At 45.2% G+C, this 17060-nt stretch carries 18 protein-coding genes; 16 read left to right on the top strand and 2 right to left on the bottom strand.

Going from position 1 to position 17060, the window contains the following annotated elements; genetic code table 11:
* Positions 1-35: 35 nt before the first annotated feature.
* Entirely contained in the window at positions 36-1379 is a 1344-nt protein-coding gene (locus C7R73_RS02805) for a CitMHS family transporter (RefSeq protein WP_106449009.1), read from the bottom strand.
* Between the two features lie 399 nt (positions 1380-1778).
* On the opposite strand from C7R73_RS02805, the gene C7R73_RS02800 reads away from it, so the two are divergent.
* The 11 genes from C7R73_RS02800 to C7R73_RS02755 all read left to right on the top strand — a co-directional run bounded on the left by C7R73_RS02800 (position 1779) and on the right by C7R73_RS02755 (position 10468).
* A complete protein-coding gene (locus tag C7R73_RS02800) occupies positions 1779-2105 on the top strand; it encodes a hypothetical protein (RefSeq protein ID WP_106449008.1) in 327 nt (108 codons plus the stop codon).
* Positions 2106-2121: 16 nt separating this feature from the next.
* Entirely contained in the window at positions 2122-2511 is a 390-nt protein-coding gene (locus C7R73_RS02795; protein WP_106449007.1) for an acetyl-CoA carboxylase biotin carboxyl carrier protein subunit, read from the top strand.
* Between the two features lie 26 nt (positions 2512-2537).
* On the top strand, positions 2538-3659 hold the full coding sequence (locus C7R73_RS02790) for a sodium ion-translocating decarboxylase subunit beta (RefSeq protein ID WP_106449006.1): 1122 nt from the start codon (positions 2538-2540) through the stop codon (positions 3657-3659).
* Positions 3660-3685: 26 nt separating this feature from the next.
* Positions 3686-3814 carry an OadG-related small transporter subunit gene (locus tag C7R73_RS13870; RefSeq protein ID WP_086988847.1) on the top strand — a complete coding sequence of 43 codons (129 nt, stop codon included), beginning with the start codon at positions 3686-3688 and terminating at the stop codon, positions 3812-3814.
* A 33-nt stretch (positions 3815-3847) separates the two neighbouring features.
* Positions 3848-4867 (top strand): [citrate (pro-3S)-lyase] ligase, encoded by a 1020-nt coding sequence (gene citC, locus C7R73_RS02785; protein ID WP_192875233.1) that lies wholly within the window; start codon positions 3848-3850, stop codon positions 4865-4867.
* A complete protein-coding gene (citD, locus tag C7R73_RS02780) occupies positions 4857-5165 on the top strand; it encodes a citrate lyase acyl carrier protein (RefSeq protein WP_086987251.1) in 309 nt (102 codons plus the stop codon). The genes citC and citD overlap by 11 nt, the downstream gene beginning before the upstream one ends.
* Entirely contained in the window at positions 5153-6040 is an 888-nt protein-coding gene (gene citE / locus C7R73_RS02775) for a citrate (pro-3S)-lyase subunit beta (protein WP_106449004.1), read from the top strand. Before citD ends, citE begins: the two co-directional genes overlap by 13 nt.
* Before the next feature lie 2 nt (positions 6041-6042).
* Positions 6043-7575 (top strand): citrate lyase subunit alpha, encoded by a 1533-nt coding sequence (citF, locus tag C7R73_RS02770; protein ID WP_106449003.1) that lies wholly within the window; start codon positions 6043-6045, stop codon positions 7573-7575.
* On the top strand, positions 7568-8125 hold the full coding sequence (citX, locus tag C7R73_RS02765; RefSeq protein WP_106449002.1) for a citrate lyase holo-[acyl-carrier protein] synthase: 558 nt from the start codon (positions 7568-7570) through the stop codon (positions 8123-8125). Before citF ends, citX begins: the two co-directional genes overlap by 8 nt.
* Positions 8118-9512 carry an oxaloacetate decarboxylase subunit alpha gene (locus C7R73_RS02760; RefSeq protein WP_086626839.1) on the top strand — a complete coding sequence of 465 codons (1395 nt, stop codon included), beginning with the start codon at positions 8118-8120 and terminating at the stop codon, positions 9510-9512. Before citX ends, C7R73_RS02760 begins: the two co-directional genes overlap by 8 nt.
* Positions 9513-9643: 131 nt before the next feature.
* Entirely contained in the window at positions 9644-10468 is an 825-nt protein-coding gene (locus C7R73_RS02755; RefSeq protein ID WP_106449001.1) for a histidinol-phosphatase HisJ family protein, read from the top strand.
* A 50-nt stretch (positions 10469-10518) separates the two neighbouring features.
* On the opposite strand, the gene C7R73_RS02750 is transcribed toward C7R73_RS02755, so the two are convergent.
* On the bottom strand, positions 10519-11046 hold the full coding sequence (locus C7R73_RS02750; RefSeq protein WP_161525849.1) for an acyl-CoA thioesterase: 528 nt from the start codon (positions 11044-11046) through the stop codon (positions 10519-10521).
* 217 nt (positions 11047-11263) lie between these two features.
* Between C7R73_RS02750 and C7R73_RS02745 the strand changes: the two genes are divergently transcribed.
* The 5 genes from C7R73_RS02745 to C7R73_RS02725 all read left to right on the top strand — a co-directional run bounded on the left by C7R73_RS02745 (position 11264) and on the right by C7R73_RS02725 (position 17019).
* On the top strand, positions 11264-12598 hold the full coding sequence (locus tag C7R73_RS02745; protein WP_161525848.1) for a ferredoxin reductase family protein: 1335 nt from the start codon (positions 11264-11266) through the stop codon (positions 12596-12598).
* A 155-nt stretch (positions 12599-12753) separates the two neighbouring features.
* Positions 12754-12990 carry a cytochrome b5 domain-containing protein gene (locus C7R73_RS02740; RefSeq protein WP_106449094.1) on the top strand — a complete coding sequence of 79 codons (237 nt, stop codon included), beginning with the start codon at positions 12754-12756 and terminating at the stop codon, positions 12988-12990.
* Between the two features lie 371 nt (positions 12991-13361).
* On the top strand, positions 13362-15125 hold the full coding sequence (locus tag C7R73_RS02735; RefSeq protein ID WP_106448998.1) for a glycoside hydrolase family 3 protein: 1764 nt from the start codon (positions 13362-13364) through the stop codon (positions 15123-15125).
* 221 nt (positions 15126-15346) lie between these two features.
* Positions 15347-15841, top strand: coding sequence for an Lrp/AsnC family transcriptional regulator (locus C7R73_RS02730; protein WP_086626843.1), 495 nt, complete (start codon positions 15347-15349; stop codon positions 15839-15841).
* Positions 15838-17019: an aminotransferase class I/II-fold pyridoxal phosphate-dependent enzyme gene (locus C7R73_RS02725; RefSeq protein ID WP_106448997.1), complete on the top strand. Its 1182-nt coding sequence runs from the start codon at positions 15838-15840 to the stop codon at positions 17017-17019. Before C7R73_RS02730 ends, C7R73_RS02725 begins: the two co-directional genes overlap by 4 nt.
* Positions 17020-17060 lie beyond the last annotated feature (41 nt).

The following is a 17060-nucleotide window of genomic DNA, read 5'->3' as shown; positions in this document are numbered from 1 at the left end:
CGGCTTTCCATTCCTTATAAGGATTATACGTTTTTTTATTGTGGGATGTAAAGCGGCATTTGGCCGAACAATACGATTGTCACTAGGAAGATTACGAAAATTCCTAGCGCATATTTCGCAGATTCTTTCTGCCAAGCGCCCATGTCCAAACCAGTCAAACGAAGCAACAGGTAGATGAATGCTACCAATGGGCTAAGTAAGTGGAACGCTTGACCCATAAGGGAAGCCAAAGCCATTTGCATGTTTGTGAATCCGTAAGAACGACCAGCTTCAGCCAATACAGGCAAAACACCGAAGTAGAAGCCATCATTGGAGATGAAGAAAGTACCTGGTGCAGAGATAAGGGCGATGATGATTCCCCAGAAACCTGCCAATTGTTTAGGAATGATTGTTGCGAAGCTTTCTGCCAAAGCAGTAGCCATTCCGGAACCTTGGAACAAGCCCATGAATACGCCAGCTGCGAATACTAAGATTACTACTTGAACAGCGTCGCCGCCGTTTGCACCGATACGGGAAGATTGATCTTTAAGAGCAGGGTAGTTAACCATCAAAGCGATACACGTACCAACCAAGAACAACATCAAAGGTGGCATTGAGATAGCTTCGATGAATGACCCAGCAACCAACCAACCAATCAAGCCCACTGTAAGGATTGCGTTGAATACGAAGTTTTGTGGGCGACGGATTTCTTGTGTTTCAGGGTCAGTAACAGTAGTCATTTCTTCGATTTCTTCATCAGTCAGGACTTTAACGCCTAGACGAGCGCGTTCTTTGCGGCCCATGTGTGGAGCAACCCAGAAAGTGACATAAAGTAAAGCCAATACCATACCAGGAGCAAGGTAAGAAAGGATGCTTGCATCAACTTCCAGAACAGCCATCGCACGAGCAGTAGGACCGCCCCATGGAAGCAAGTTCATGATTGTGTTTTGCAGGATAACCAAGACAGCAAGGTTCATCAGGTTCATATTTAATTTCTTATAGATAGGAATAAAAGCTGAACAGCAGATCAAAGTTGTTGTAGTACCGTCACCATTCAAGGAAACAGTGGCAGCAACGACAGCAGTTGCCATCAAGACTTTCATCGGATCGCCTTTAGCGAAGTGGATCATTTTTTTGGTGATAGGGTCGAATAGACCAGTATCCAACATGATAGAGAAGTAAAGAATAGCGAACAATAACATGATACCAGTTTTAGAAGTTGTGGTTACCCCTTCCAAAACAAATTCCCCGATATTTCCAGAGGTAACACCCGTTGCCAAAGCGATAAGCGTAAAAACAAGTGGGATGATTACTAATGCGGTGAACGGTGATAATTTCTTTTTCATGATCACGTACATGAAGATCGCGATCATTCCATAAGACAATACTGTAAGTAACATTTTTTTTCTCCTTCCGACTATAAAAAAGTTTTTTGAGAGTGCCCGATTCCTTTGATAGTCAAACTAGGAAGTGAATAGATTCACATTTCTTCTAATTTAAAAATCCCAAAGTTGATTGGGCTGTCTCTCTAAGAGCAATAATAGTTACTTTGCAAGTTAATTGAAAGCCGTTACTTAAAAAAAACACAAAAAACACATGCTAATTGAAACGCTTTCTTAAATGCGGCTTAACCAAATATTAAAAAAGTCTTAAATGTTCAAAAACGTTGATATGACAACGTTTTTAGTGTTTGGCCGTTTTTGAGAACATAAAAAAAACAATAAAAGAGGCTTAATGACCTGTTTTTAATGAGAGAAATTTCTATAATGGGATTAAATCCATAGAAAGGACGTGAGAAAATGATTTTTTTCAAAGGTTTCTTTGGGAAAAAGGACACAATAGCGCCTAAGCCAGTACCGCCAGCAACTGTTTCTGCAAGTGCACCCGTGAATGACCTGATTGAAATTCCAGCTTTTATACCCACTGATCCGAATGAATATGAATTAGTCAGTGTCATCGCGACAGCAATCGCTGCAGGAGATCATCCTAAATCGCAGTTTGTGGTAAAGAATATTATGAAGCGTAATCCCGAGGCTCATCTTGTTTCGCTGATTTCCGCAAGTATTGCGGCAGGCACTATGCCTGAAAGTAAATTTGTCGTAAAAAAAATAAGTCAGGTTAAATAATAAGGAGGAATTATAAATGTTAAGAAAATTCAAGATTGCAATCGATGGTAAGGAATACTTAGTAGAAATGGAAGAAATCGGCGGCGTACAACAACCGGTTCAAGCACCAGTAGCAGCACCAGCAGCTCCAGTAGCAGCACCAGCAGAACAAGCAGCACCAGCACCAGCTGCAGCGCCAGTTTCAGCAGCTTCAGGAGATGCAATGACATCCCCAATGCCAGGAACTATCCTTAGACTGTTAGTGAACATCGGCGATGAAGTAAAAGAAAACCAACCATTGATGATCCTTGAAGCAATGAAGATGGAAAATGAAGTTGTGGCAAACCATGCTGGTAAAGTAGCTGGAATCCATGTGAACCAAGGTCAAGTCGTAAATGCCGGCGATGCATTAATCACCATCGCATAATTATTTTATTAGGAGGAAGTGAATAAATGGAGACATTATTAGCAGGAATTACATCCATTACGATGGGCCAAATCGTGATGATGCTTATCGGGGCTACCCTGATTTATTTAGGAATAAAGAAAGAGTACGAACCTACATTATTAGTGCCTATGGGACTTGGTACCATCTTGGTCAACTTCCCAGGCACTGGCGTTCTGACCCAAATGGTCAACGGATCTGAATCAGAGGGCGTTTTGGATGTTCTCTTCGAAGCAGGTATCAGCACAGAGCTGTTCCCGTTGCTGATTTTCATCGGTATCGGTGCCATGATCGATTTCGGTCCGCTGTTGCAAAACCCATTCATGTTATTATTCGGAGCTGCCGCTCAATTCGGTATCTTCTTTACAATCGTAGTCGCTATCTTCTTCGGATTCGATATCAGAGAAGCCGCTTCAATCGGTATCATCGGTGCCGCTGATGGCCCGACAGCCATCTTCGTATCCAACCAATTGGCGCCTAATCTACTAGGACCGATCACGGTTGCCGCTTATTCCTACATGGCGCTTGTTCCGATCATCCAACCGATCGCGATCAAAGCTGTCACTACTAAAGCAGAACGTCGCATCCGCATGACTTACAAAGCGGAAGGCGTATCCAAATTGACAAAAATTCTTTTCCCGATCATCATCACGATCGTTGCCGGTTTTATCGCACCAATTTCCCTTCCGTTGGTAGGTTTCCTGATGTTCGGTAACTTGTTGCGCGAATGTGGCGTATTGGACAGACTTTCCTTGACTGCCCAAAACGAATTGGTAAACATCATCAGTATCCTGTTGGGACTTACGATTTCCGTCAAAATGCAGGCTGAGTTGTTCTTGAATTTCCAAACATTGATGATCATCGCTTTCGGTTTGGTTGCCTTCATCATGGACACAATCGGCGGCGTATTGTTCGCAAAACTGCTGAACTTGTTCAGAACCGAAAAAATCAATCCAATGATCGGTGGAGCCGGTATTTCCGCATTCCCGATGTCAAGCCGTGTAATCCAAAAAATGGCTACGGATGAAGATCCTCAAAACTTTATTTTAATGTATGCTGTCGGTGCTAACGTATCCGGACAAATTGCATCTGTTATCGCTGGTGGTTTAGTACTTGCCTTCTTTAGTTAAGAAGGTTCATTGAAAGGAGAATTATTATGGTATATGATCCAGAAGCTTTAAAAATTGCATTTGAATTGATGATTTTCGGTATGGGCGGCATCTTCCTGGTGCTATTCCTCCTGTATGTTGTATCGATTGTACTGATCAAACGTTTTCCAGCCTAAAAATAAAACAAAGAAGGCACACCTATGTATGAACTGAAAAGAATCTGGATAACGCGTGTTCCAGCGGACAAAAAAGCTTGGGAGGACTTATTGTTCTTAGGCGGACTTGTCCCGGACGAGCAAGTCGACTATACAGTAGGCCTCTATGACCGAAACAAATTAGTCGCTACCGGATCGACTTATCAAAACATCATCAAACTGGTCGCTGTCGATCCTGAGTATCAAAGCGAAAATTTATTGACAAAAATCGTGATGGCTTTATCTTCCAAGCTTCACGATGAGGGCATTATCCACTTCTTTTTGTACACGAAACCCTGCGTGGCGATTTCCTTTGCGTCCCTTGGCTTTAAAGAGATCATCCGCACAAACACGATTCTCTTTATGGAACAAGGCTCTCCCGATTTTTCGGACTACTTGGCCTTGCTAGAGAGCCACAAGAGGGATGCCGATCATGCGGGAGCCATCGTAATGAATGCGAATCCGTTCACTAAAGGTCATTTGTACTTAGTCGAAACGGCTGCTGCTCAAGTTGATGTTCTCTATCTTTTTGTCCTGTCCGACGATCGCTCCGAATTTTCGACGGAAGAGCGATCAAAGCTTGTCAAGGCGGGCACACAGCACCTTCCCAATGTGGTCATTCTCCCGACAAGGGATTATCAAGTGTCATCCGCTACTTTCCCATCCTATTTTCTGAAGGATCAGGCAGTAGAAAGCATAGCCCGCGTACAGGCAACGCTGGATGCAACCTTGTTCAAGGAGAGGATCGCGCCTGCTCTCCAGATCAAAACGCGCTTTGTAGGGGAAGAACCATTATCCCCCGTTACAGAGGTATATAACGAGAGTATGCGTGAGATTTTTTCTGATACGCTTGCCCTGACAGTCGTTCCCCGGATCGAACTGGATGGACAGGTCATCAGTGCTACACGTGTACGAAAAGCATTGAAAGAAGATGATTTTCAAACAATTAAAAAACTTGTACCACCAACAACTTATATTTATTTGGCAGAAAATTATGGAAAAGACAAATTTAGGGGTGAAAAAAGTGGAAATTAAAAAATATGCAGTAGCTGGAACGACTGAATCAAGTGACATCATGATCGTCGTTGAACCTAGTGATAACAATGAAGTTGCAGTGACACTGGATTCAAGCGTGGAAAAACAATATGGCGATCGTATCGAGGAAGTCATCATCGCAACACTTAAAAATCTGGGCATCACAAGCGCGAAAGTATCCGCCGTTGACAAAGGTGCATTGGATTGCACGATCGAAGCGCGTACAGTAACAGCCATTCATCGTGCTGCTGAAAACGACGACTACAACTGGAAGGAGATGGACACATGGAACGTTTAAGAAGAACGATGATGTTTGTCCCTGGCGCAAATGCTGCAATGCTTAGGGATGCACCCCTGTATGGTGCTGATTCAATCATGTTTGACTTGGAGGACGCTGTTTCTCTGAAAGAAAAAGATTCAGCCCGCACATTGGTGCATTTTGCATTGAAAACATTTGATTACAGCAAATCAGAAACAGTTGTACGTATCAATAGTTTAGACACTGTTGGAAAACTAGACATTGAAGCTGTAGTTTTGGCTGGCGTAAATGTTATCAGACTCCCAAAAACAGAAACTGCTCAAGATATCATTGATGTAGATGAAGTAATCACTGAAGTCGAAACAAAATATGGAATCGAAATCGGAACAACTAAAATGATGGCAGCCATCGAATCTGCTGAAGGTACATTGAATGCTCGTGAAATCGCAAAAGCATCTACTCGTTTAATCGGGATTGCATTAGGCGCAGAAGACTACGTAACAAACATGAAAACAAAACGCTACCCTGACGGACAAGAATTATTCTTCGCAAGAAGCTACATTCTTCATGCTGCTCGTGCAGCTGGAATTGCTGCTATTGATACAGTTTACTCTGACGTTGAAAATGTACAGGGCTTCTCCAGAGAAGTTGAACTTGTTAAACAACTTGGTTTTGATGGTAAATCTGTTATTAATCCTCGTCAAATCCCAATCGTGAACAAGATTTACGCACCAACAGAAAAAGAAATTCAAAATGCAAAAGAAGTTATCTGGGCAATCAGAGAAGCAGAAGAAAAAGGTTCAGGCGTTATCTCATTGAAGGGTAAGATGGTTGACAAACCAATTGTTGAACGTGCACAACGCGTTATTGCATTGGCCAAAGCGGCTAAACTGATTAACGAGGAGGAAATTTAATAATGGCCATCAATAAAGTTGGAAAAGACATTCCTGAAGTATTTGCTCAACAATACGGTGTTTATGACGGGGAATTAGCAAACATCGCTGATTACGAAGAGTCTACTCGTAAACTTCATCCTGTAAAGCCTAACGACAAAAAGATGTTAGGCAGCATTCGTGAAGCGATTGAAAAAACAGGACTTAAAGACGGCATGACAATTTCTTTTCACCATCATTTCCGCGAAGGCGACTTCGTAATGAACATGGTTATGGATCAAATTGCTAAAATGGGTTTCAAAAACATTTCTATCGCACCAAGCTCCATTGCAAATATTCATGAACCATTAATTGGACATATTAAATCAGGTGTTGTGACAAACATTACATCAAGCGGATTACGTGATAAAGTTGGGGCAGCTATTTCCCAAGGTATCATGGAAAACCCTGTTGTGATTCGCTCTCATGGTGGACGTGCCAGAGCAATCGTCCGTGGAGATATCCATATCGATGTTGCTTTCTTAGGCGCTCCAAGTTCTGATGAATATGGTAATGTGAATGGAACATCAGGAAAAACAACGTGCGGATCTTTAGGCTACGCTATGGTAGATGCAAAGTATGCTGATAAAGTTGTCGCTATTACTGACTCATTGATGCCTTATCCAAACACACCAATCAGTATTCCTCAAACAGATGTTGATTATGTTGTTGTCGTTGATGCAATTGGCGATCCTGAAGGAATTGCTAAAGGGGCAACACGGTTCACTAAAAACCCTAAAGAACTATTGATTGCAGAATATGCTTCTAAAGTAATCATTAATTCTCCTTATTATAAACAAGGTTTCTCTTTCCAAACAGGTACCGGTGGAGCATCTCTTGCTGTAACGCGCTTCTTGAAAGATTCTATGATTGAAGATGGTATCAAAGCTAGCTTTGCTTTAGGTGGTATTACTAACGCAATGGTAGAATTGCTTGAAGAAGGACTTGTTGGAAAAATCATCGACGTGCAAGATTTTGACCATCCGTCTGCTGTTTCTTTAGGAAATAATGTTAACCATTATGAAATTGATGCAAACATGTATGCTTCTCCATTAAGCAAAGGCGCTGTCATCAATCAATTGGATACAGCTATTTTATCTGCGCTAGAAATCGATACCGACTTTAACGTGAATGTTATAACAGGTTCTGATGGTGTTATTCGTGGCGCTTCAGGCGGACACTCAGATACAAGTGCAGCATGTAAAATGAGTTTGGTTATTTCACCACTTATTCGTGGACGTATCCCAACAATTGTTGATACAGTAAATACTGTCGTTACACCAGGTGCTAGTGTAGATGTAGTTGTTACCGAAGTTGGTATTGCTATCAATCCTGAACGTAAAGATTTAATTGAACACTTCAGTAATCTTGATGTTCCTCAATTTACAATTGAACAATTAAAAGACATTGCATATTCTGTAGTAGGAGCACCAGAACCTATTGAATACGGAAACAAAGTAGTTGCTTTAATCGAATACCGTGATGGCACGATAATCGATGTGGTAAAAAATGTCTAATACAGCCCTTTTTACTGAAGGAGAACGCGTTACTTTAGCAGAAATGTTGGCGGTGCGTGAAAAACGTGTCGCCATCCAACGGGAATTATTGAGCAGCCAGAAAGAGGACAGCCTCTTGATGGCACTCATGAATATTCCGGGTCCTATAAAAAACAATCAGCAGTTGGAAGCTGTCTTTACTGAGGTTCTGGAACGCATAGAAGAAGTGCTGGGCAACCACCTGCCGCAAGCTTCCCTCTACCGGAACCTGAAGACAGGGGCGGAATATTATTTCCTTTCGCCATTGACGCCAGCACAACTGAAAGAAAAAATGGTGATGATCGAAGAAACGCATCCTTTCGGCCGATTGTTTGACCTGGATGTTCTTTGGATGGAAGGCAATGATCTGAAGAGCATCAGCCGTACCGAATTGGGCCTGAATACGAGACGCTGTTTCATCTGCAATCGTGATGCAAAAGATTGCGGACGTAGCCGTCGCCACACCATTGAAGAAATGCAAGATGCCATTTCTAAAATAATACAAGAAGGAAGTGACCAATTACATGACTAAAGAAATCCGTTTTATGGAAACGGTCTTGCGTGATGGTCAACAAAGTTTGATTGCAACACGTATGCCACTATCAGATATGTTGCCGATCATCAAAACCATGGATGAAGCCGGCTACCACTCCATCGAAATGTGGGGAGGCGCCACTTTTGATTCTTGTATCCGTTATTTGAACGAGGATCCTTGGGAACGTCTGCGCACGATCCGTAAAGAAGTCAAAAATGCAAAATTGCAGATGCTTTTGCGTGGCCAGAACTTATTGGGATACAAACACTATTCCGATGATGTCGTCAGCGCATTTGTCGAAAAATCGATCGAAAACGGAATCGATGTTGTGCGTGTCTTTGATGCATTGAATGACCTGCGCAACCTGAAGACAGCCATCGATATCACCAAAAAGGCTGGCGGCCATTGCCAGACTGCCATCTCTTATACAACCAGCGAATTCCACACAGTCGACTATTTCGTCGGCTTGACGAAGGAAATGGCTAAAATGGGCGCAGATTCCATCTGCATCAAGGACATGGCCGGCGTTTTGACGCCAGCCGTCGCTTTTGAATTGGTAAGCAAAATCAAAGCTGCAGTTGATTTGCCTTTGGAAGTCCACACACATGCGACAAGCGGCATCGCTGAAATGACGTACCTGAAGGCTGTTGAAGCCGGTGCTGATATCATCGACACAGCCATCTCCCCGTTTGCTGGCGGCACAAGCCAACCAGCTACGGAATCCGTCGCAATCGCGTTGGAAGGTCTGGGTTACAACACGGGTCTTGATATGAATAAACTGGCAGAAATCGCCGATCACTTTGCACCAATCCGGGATCGTTTCCGCAACGATGGCATCCTGAACCCTAAAGTGAAGGACGTCGAGCCGAAAACATTGCTGTATCAAGTACCAGGAGGCATGCTTTCCAACTTGTTGAGCCAACTGACTGAACAAGGCCTGCAGGACAAATACGACGATGTATTGGCAGAAGTTCCGAAAGTGCGAGCGGACTTAGGCTATCCTCCATTGGTTACACCGTTATCGCAAATGGTCGGTACGCAAGCCTTGATGAACGTCATCTCAGGCGAGCGCTACAAACTTGTGCCTAACGAAATCAAGGAATATGTAAGAGGTCAATACGGCAAACCGCCAGTAGCGATTTCTGCAGAAATCACGAAAAAAATCATCGGCAACGAAGGCATCACAACTGTGAGACCTGCCGATCTTATCTTGCCGCAAATGCCTAAATTTGAAAAAGAGATCAGCCAATACGCTAAATCCACAGAAGATGTCTTGATGTACGCTTTGTTCCCGCAACAAGCAAAAGACTTCCTTGGACGCAGAGAAGACAGATTCTACGATGTTCCAGTACAGACAATCGATGTTTCCATCGACGTACAATAATCTTAGAGTGATCAAAAAACTTCAAGCAAACCTTTATCGGTTCGCTTGAAGTTTTTTGTGCGGCGGATGTTAAAATGGATGTATACACAGTCGATAGACCGAGTTTATCGACGGGAAAAAGGAGGGCTATAATGTTCTGCGATTATCATGTCCATACGTATTACAGCGACGATTCCGTCTACCCGATGGAAGACGTCGTAAAGGATGCCATCAGATTGGGGATGGCGGAAATCTGCTTCACGGACCACGTCGACTACGGAATCAAGGTCGATCCGGAAAACTTGTCGGAAGAGGAAAAAATCGGAAAGATCCTGAACGTCGATTATCCGGCTTATTTTGAAGAGTTAGGCCGCTTGAAGGAAAAGTATGCGGAAAACATCGCCATCCGGACAGGCTTGGAATTCGGGATGCAAACCCATACCATCGAAGTTTTCCAAAAGTTGTACGATCGCTTTGAACTGGATTTTGTGATCCTTTCCTGCCATCAGGTCGGAGACAAAGAGTTTTGGACTCAGGACTTCCAGAACGGGAAAACCCAAAAAGAATACAATGATAGTTACTATCAAGAAATCCTGGATGTCATCTCCCGCTACAAAGACTACAGTGTGCTGGGTCATCTTGATCTGATCAAGCGCTATGACATGAAAGGGGATTACCCATTCGAAGCGGTAGAGGAGATCATCACCGAAATTCTCAAGAAGGTCATCCAGGACGGCAAAGGAATCGAAGTGAACACGTCCTCCCACAGATATGGCCTGAAGGATCTGACGCCATCAAGAGCCATTTTGAGGCTCTACAAGGACTTGGGTGGCAGGATTGTGACGATCGGCAGCGACAGCCATGAAAAGCATCACCTTGGGGCGTATATCAAAGACACCAAGTTGGAACTGAAGGCGTTGGGATATGAGCAGTACTGCACCTTCGAAGGGATGCAGCCGATTTTCCACGAATTGTAGAACGATGAAAGAAGAGCCGAAACGCCAGCAGGCATTACGGCTCTTCTTTGTCAGGCATCCCAAATCTGTTTGGTGGAAAGACCGGAAAGGAGTTTGCTGTTCTGGTTGCGTTTGACCAGATTGTTGATTCTGCGCTCCTCGTACCCGGAGCAGATTAGCTTCTCTTCCTCCGACTCGGGCTGGATAATCGGCATCGCAAAGTCCGGGTCAGAGCTGTCGGTGATGACGAAAGTCAGGAAGGCGTAGGCACAGATGCGGCTTTCGCCAGAGCGGACATCCGTGGCGGTCAGTTTGGCGAAAGCCTCCACGGATGTGTTCCCGCAGCCGGAAACATAAGCCTCCACGTAGATGGCCTCATTTATCCGTACGGGTTGGATGAAAGCGACCAAATCGACAGTCGCAGTGAAGGAAGGCCGCTTGACGAAATTGAACACGGCCCTGCCGCAGGCTGAGTCGAAGTGCGACATGATTTCGCCGCCGAACAGGGTATCTTTATCGTTCAATTCGCTGTAAGACACGAACGCAGTGCGCACGTTCCGTGTCTGGTTGCAGGTCAGTTCTTTTTTTGTATGATCCATATCATCATTCCTTGTTTGGAGTATTTTTTTCATTGTATCACAGCTTTTGGCCTCAGAAGTATCTTCTGATCGCTTTTGCATTTTATCGCTCGAGGCTTCTGGTTTGTATCCGTTTGCGTAACGTTATAAAATGGACACAAGAGATGCGTTCCTTGCCCAAAGGAAACGCTGCTTGCATCTGTCATCCGAAACCAGCAGAAGAAAAGAGGTCTCAGTAATGAACAGAAAACTGATGCGCATGCTGATTGTTGCCGCTTATATCCTTCTCCCTGTACTTATCGCCGCAGTCGCACTCAGGAACAGGAGCTTCCTTTCCGCAGGCCCGCCTTTTCTGGGGATTGTGTCCTATACTTGGCTTTTGACGGGAGTCATCATCGCATCCCGTCCGAGGTTCATCGAACAATACTTCAGCTTGGACAAGCTGAATCGATTCCATGCCATCATGGCCGTCGTCGCCTTGTCGATCGGAGTCACCCATAAATTATGGGTAACGGTTCTCTGGGGCTGGGTATACCGCTACTCGACCATCTTCGGGGACTTGGCCATCATCTTCTTTTTGACCATCGCTGTCCTTTCCGCTCTCATCCTAACGAACTGGTTTGGGCGAAAAAAAATCGTCAAAACAGCCAAAACAACCCTCAAAAAATATCCTATCGCCAACTACGAGAAGATGAAATTCGTCCATAATTTCAACATCCTAGCCGCCACTTTTTTGGCTATCCATGTCTTGACCATGACCGTGATCGTGCAGGGCGACTACCTCGCCGCCGCCATTTTCGGAGGCTATTTCGCTTTGGCGTTTAGCTTGTACATCAACCACAAATTCCTTAAGCCGGTCAGACTAAAAAAAAATCTATACACAGTCACTGCCACAAAACCGGAAAAGGGCAATGTCTTGGAAGTCCATCTGAAGCCTGACAACGGCAAACTATTCCCGTACCAAGCCGGGCAGTTTGTCTTTCTGCGCCTGTATGACCCACAGTATTCATCTGAAGAGCATCCTTTCTCGCTGATCAGTGCCCCGCAGGATCGGGATGAAGTCGCACTGGCCATCAAGGATTCCGGGGATTACACGCACCGGTTCCAAACATTGCAGCCGGGAGTCAAAGCATCGCTTGAAGGCCCTCATGGCGGTATGTGGCATGTCCAGGAAGGCATGCACGATAAAGCTGTGAGCATGGTCATGTTTGCGGGAGGCATCGGGATCACACCGATGTTGGGGATATTGGAAAACAGTGCGCACCTACAGTTCCCGAACAGAATGGTGCTGGTCTGGAGTCTGAAAAATCGGGATGAATTTGCTTTTGTCGATAAGCTTCAATCATTGAAGGACAGGCTCCCTGATTTCCGTTTGGTGCCATTCTATGCCAATGAGAGCGGCTTTCTCGATGAAGGGAAAATTGATAAGATTCTCCAGGATCAAGAAATCCGATACGAGGCTGCTGAGTATCTGTTGTGCGGTCCACCGCCATTCATGAACGCCGTCGAAGCAGTTTTGCTTAAAAAAGGCGTGTCCAAAGACCGCATCCATTATGAAACATTTGGTTTATGATGAAGGAGGAACCGAAGATGTCGAAAATAAAATTGAGCCTGATGCTGCAAGCAGGGGTAGCAGGCCTGTTATTGGTCGCGTGTGCGCCTGCCTCTGTCGAAGATAGCGCAACGACGAGTTCCGAAGTCGTCTCGGTCAGCAGTTCAGCTGAAGAAATGCGAACCTTCACGCTCGAAGAACTCAGCCAATACAACGGCAAGGACGGCCAGCCGGCTTATGTTGCTGTCGATGGGGTAGTCTATGACGTCACAAACGTGGAAGCATGGAAAGATGGAGAACACAAATTAGGTTTGACGGCTGGCAATGAACTGACGGAAGAAATCACTAATCAGTCGCCTCACGGACTAAAGGTCCTTGAAGGTCTGCCAATCGTCGGCGAACTTGTCGAATGAGTTTTAATCATAAAAAATGAAAATGGAGCCTTCCTTGGGAGCGCTCCATTTTTTTGTTTGCGGGATACTGTGACAAAAAAATGACAAACGAATCAGGATTTGTTTTTGTCGGTTGGGATTTTTTAAATTCGCTTTTGATCGATTAAAATGGCTTCATAAAGCGGTTTTCTATACAGTATAGGGCTTGGTATTCACCGTTTTTGTCCAAGGCTTCAATTTTGAACAGAATCCGAACCTTTCAAAAAGGGGGTGTAAGTGCCTTCATTTTTTTAGATAAAATGCCTATACTTGTTCTTGTAGGAAAGACGGTGCTAACGCCAACCCGCTGTAGCTTAGGTCTGTTCCAGAACTATTTTGAGAGGGGTCAAATCATGAGAGTCGAATTAACAGCAAAACCTTATAACTTGGATACCGAGGGAATCAAATGGGTCAAAGATACAATCGCAGACATGACGATCGAAGAAAAAATCGGTCAACTGTTTATTAACATGGGGTCAGAGCGCACGGAGGAATATTTGACTGGCGTACTGAATAACTATCACATCGGCGGAGTCCGCTACAATCCGGGTATGGCCGAAGAAGTATATGAGCAAAATAAAATTTTGCAGGAAAACAGCAAAATTCCTTTGTTGATCGCTGCCAACACAGAAGCAGGCGGCAATGGCGCATGTAAAGACGGCACCTATGTCGGTGTTGAAGTGAAAATCGCTGCTACAAATGACACGAAGTATGCATATGAAATGGGCCGCGTTTCCGGTGTCGAAGCTGCTGCTATCGGCTGCAACTGGAGTTTCGCCCCTATCGTGGACATCAATCGCAACTGGCGTAACCCGATCATTGCGACGCGCACATGGAGCGGCGATGTGGACAAAACGATTGCGTTGTCATTGGCATACATGAAGGGTATCCAGGAAAGCGGCATTGCGCCTGCGGCAAAACACTTCCCTGGCGACGGAATCGATGAGCGCGACCAACATTTGTCGTTCAGCGTGAACCCATATTCCACTGAAGAATGGGATGCTACTTTCGGTAAAGTGTACGGCACTTTGTTCGATGCCGGCTTGCCTTCCATCATGGCAGGGCACATCTCCTTGCCTGAATACGTGAAATACTTCAATCCGGCTGCTACCGTTCAAGAACAGATTATGCCGGCTACTTTGAACAAATACATCCTGACGGACTTACTGCGCGACAAGATGGGCTTCAACGGCTTGGTCGTAACCGATGCCAGCCACATGGTTGCGATGACTTCCGCCATGAAACGTCAAGATATGCTGCCGACAGCTATCGCTGCAGGTTCCGACTTGTTCTTGTTCTTCAATGATCCGGACGAAGATTTCCAATGGATGTTGGATGGATACAACAACGGCGTCATCACGGACGAGCGTTTGGAAGAAGCTTTGACGCGCATCTTGGGCACAAAAGCTGCTTTAGGTCTGCACAAAAAAGCGAAAACAGAAATCTTGCCATCCAAAGAAGAAGCGATGGCTAAAATCGGCTTGCCGGAAAACAAAGCTATCGCAGTTGAAGTTGCCGACAAAGCAATCACTTTGGTCAAAAACAACCAAAACATCTTCCCGATCTCACCGGATAAAACGAAACGTGTCCTGTTGGTCAACGTTGAGGGCCACAAAGGCGGCTTCGGCGCAATGATCGGCGGCGAAGCGGTCCGTCCTGTCGATACATTGAAAGGTATCCTGGAAGCTGAAGGCTTTGAAGTCTCCATCTGGGAATCCACGGAAGAGCGGATCAACAAATTACCGGAAGAAGAAAGAGCCGCTGCAGTTGCTAACGTTTACGCTCAGAAACGTCCGATCAAAGATTTGATTGCGGCTTACGATTTGGTCATCAACGTAGCTTCGGTACAACCGAATACGGATCAACGCATCCAATGGCCAGCTTCAAAAGGGACACCGGACATTCCATTCTATGTCCATGAGATCCCTACAATCTTTGTATCTGTGCAAGCACCGAACCACTTGGCTGACGTGCCGCAAGTACAAACGTACATCAACACATACGATTCAAAAGACTTCACACTGCAAGCTCTTGTCAACAAAATGGTTGGCCGTTCCGAATTCACTGGCGTTTCTCCAGTAGATGCATTCTGCGGATTCTTGGATACGCGTTATTAATCGATAAGGAAAAAACTTCACAAGTCCGCGCTCCGCGAGCCTGTGGAGTTTTTTTTGCGGTTTTTTCAGTGCTGATGGGCCGTCCTGCCAGTCTCCATTCCCGAAAACATATTTGCAAGTGCCTGTCAGGGGTGATAAAATGAAAGAAATTTCATTTATCAAAAAATGAATAATAGAGCCTGAAAATGGCCCGAATGCGTACAGCCAGAGGAGGCAAAACGATGAAAAACGAATTGAAGGAAAAGATTCTGAAGATTATCGAAAAGAACAACAAACTGACTGATGAAGAAGTTGCGGTGATGTTGGGCGTGGACACAGAAGTAGTGGCGGTTGCCGTGAAAGAACTGGAAGCGGACAAAATCATCTGCGGCTACCATACTTTGATCAATTGGGACAAGACCGGCGATGACGAAGTTTCTGCCATCATCGAGTTGCGCGTAAATCCGCAAAGAGGGTCCGGATTTGACCGTATCGCGGAAAAAGTCTACCAATTCCCGGAAGTGGAGACCGTATTCCTGATGTCCGGCGGGTTCGATTTTATGGTGCAACTGAAGAAAGCTCCGATGAAAGAGATTGCTCTGTTTGTTGCGAAACGCCTTTCTGTGATCGACGAAGTACAATCAACCACCACTCATTTCGTATTGAAACGTTATAAAGACCACGGCACGTTGTTCGTGGATGAGGGTGACGACAAACGGATGGTGCTGACTCCATGAGAAATCCGATAAATGCTAAGGTGCGCGAAATCAAACCTTCCGGCATCCGGAGATTTTTTGATATTGCGAATGAGATACCCGGAGTGATTTCGTTGGGTGTAGGCGAGCCCGACTTTGACACCCCTTGGATTGTGCGTGACGAAGGCATGTATACCCTCCAAAAAGGGCGCACCTTCTACACAGCCAATGCCGGTTTGGCGGAACTGCGTCAGGAAATCTGCTTATACTTGGAACGTCGCTACAATCTGCACTATTCCCCCGAGGATGAAACTGTCGTTACGGTAGGCGGAAGTGAAGCCATCGATTTGGCGTTGCGGGCCATGCTGGATCCGGGTGATGAGGTCGTCTACGCGGAGCCATGCTATGTTTCCTATCTTCCGTGCATCGTATTGGCTGACGGGGTCCCCGTCGCTATCCCGTTGCAGGAGAAGAACCAATTCCGTTTGACGAAAGAAGAGCTGGAAGCGGCGATCACTCCGAAAACAAAAGTGCTGATTCTTTCTTATCCCAACAATCCGACTGGGGCCGTCATGTCCAAAGAGGACCTGGAAGCGATCGCTGAAGTCATCATCGCCAACGATCTATTCGTCATCACTGATGAAATTTATAGTGAACTTTCCTACAATGGAAATCACTTCAGCATTGCCGCTTTGCCGGGAATGAAGGAACGGACCGTTTACATCAATGGCTTCTCGAAAGGGTATGCGATGACCGGTTGGCGTCTGGGCTATGCAACTGCTCCCCCGATCATTATGGAGCAGATGATCAAAATCCATCAATTCGCCATCATGGCCGCACCGACAACGAGTCAGTACGCCGGTATCGTTGCGTTGCGGAACTGCGATGACAATGTTGCCGAGATGCGTGAAAGCTACAATCAACGCCGCCGTTATCTAATGAAAGTCCTAAAAGATTTGGAATTGCCTTGTTTTGTACCTTATGGCGCCTTTTATATCTTCCCGAACATAACCGAATTCGGTTTGACTTCGGAAGAGTTCGCTACCCGTTTGGTCATGGAGGAAAAAGTGGCCGTTGTGCCGGGAACAGCCTTCGGAGAGAGCGGAGAGGGCTTTATACGTATTTCCTACGCTTATTCAATCGAAGAGCTGAAAGAAGCCTTCGAACACATAAAAAGCTTTATCGAACGCCTACGTGCAGAGAATAAAAGCAATCAATAAGAAGCAAGACTGCAGAGTTGCGTTCCTACGCAACTTTTGCG

Source organism: Trichococcus alkaliphilus (assembly GCF_003008695.1).
GTDB classification, from domain to species: domain Bacteria; phylum Bacillota; class Bacilli; order Lactobacillales; family Aerococcaceae; genus Trichococcus; species Trichococcus alkaliphilus.
The sequence above is the reverse complement of the archived record's forward strand: the minus strand, read 5'-3'. Positions and strand labels throughout refer to the sequence as shown.

Bases quoted from the DNA above. Each gene is read 5' to 3' on its own strand.
- C7R73_RS02805 (WP_106449009.1), bottom strand. From the start codon at position 1,379: ATGTTACTTACAGTATTGTCTTATGGAATGATCGCGATCTTCATGTAC.
- C7R73_RS02800 (WP_106449008.1), top strand. From the start codon at position 1,779: ATGATTTTTTTCAAAGGTTTCTTTGGGAAAAAGGACACAATAGCGCCT.
- C7R73_RS02795 (WP_106449007.1), top strand. From the start codon at position 2,122: ATGTTAAGAAAATTCAAGATTGCAATCGATGGTAAGGAATACTTAGTA.
- C7R73_RS02790 (WP_106449006.1), top strand. From the start codon at position 2,538: ATGGAGACATTATTAGCAGGAATTACATCCATTACGATGGGCCAAATC.
- C7R73_RS13870 (WP_086988847.1), top strand. From the start codon at position 3,686: ATGGTATATGATCCAGAAGCTTTAAAAATTGCATTTGAATTGATGATT.
- citE (WP_106449004.1), top strand. From the start codon at position 5,153: ATGGAACGTTTAAGAAGAACGATGATGTTTGTCCCTGGCGCAAATGCT.
- citF (WP_106449003.1), top strand. From the start codon at position 6,043: ATGGCCATCAATAAAGTTGGAAAAGACATTCCTGAAGTATTTGCTCAA.
- citX (WP_106449002.1), top strand. From the start codon at position 7,568: ATGTCTAATACAGCCCTTTTTACTGAAGGAGAACGCGTTACTTTAGCA.
- C7R73_RS02760 (WP_086626839.1), top strand. From the start codon at position 8,118: ATGACTAAAGAAATCCGTTTTATGGAAACGGTCTTGCGTGATGGTCAA.
- C7R73_RS02755 (WP_106449001.1), top strand. From the start codon at position 9,644: ATGTTCTGCGATTATCATGTCCATACGTATTACAGCGACGATTCCGTC.
- C7R73_RS02750 (WP_161525849.1), bottom strand. From the start codon at position 11,046: ATGGATCATACAAAAAAAGAACTGACCTGCAACCAGACACGGAACGTG.
- C7R73_RS02745 (WP_161525848.1), top strand. From the start codon at position 11,264: ATGAACAGAAAACTGATGCGCATGCTGATTGTTGCCGCTTATATCCTT.
- C7R73_RS02740 (WP_106449094.1), top strand. From the start codon at position 12,754: ATGCGAACCTTCACGCTCGAAGAACTCAGCCAATACAACGGCAAGGAC.
- C7R73_RS02735 (WP_106448998.1), top strand. From the start codon at position 13,362: ATGAGAGTCGAATTAACAGCAAAACCTTATAACTTGGATACCGAGGGA.
- C7R73_RS02730 (WP_086626843.1), top strand. From the start codon at position 15,347: ATGAAAAACGAATTGAAGGAAAAGATTCTGAAGATTATCGAAAAGAAC.
- C7R73_RS02725 (WP_106448997.1), top strand. From the start codon at position 15,838: ATGAGAAATCCGATAAATGCTAAGGTGCGCGAAATCAAACCTTCCGGC.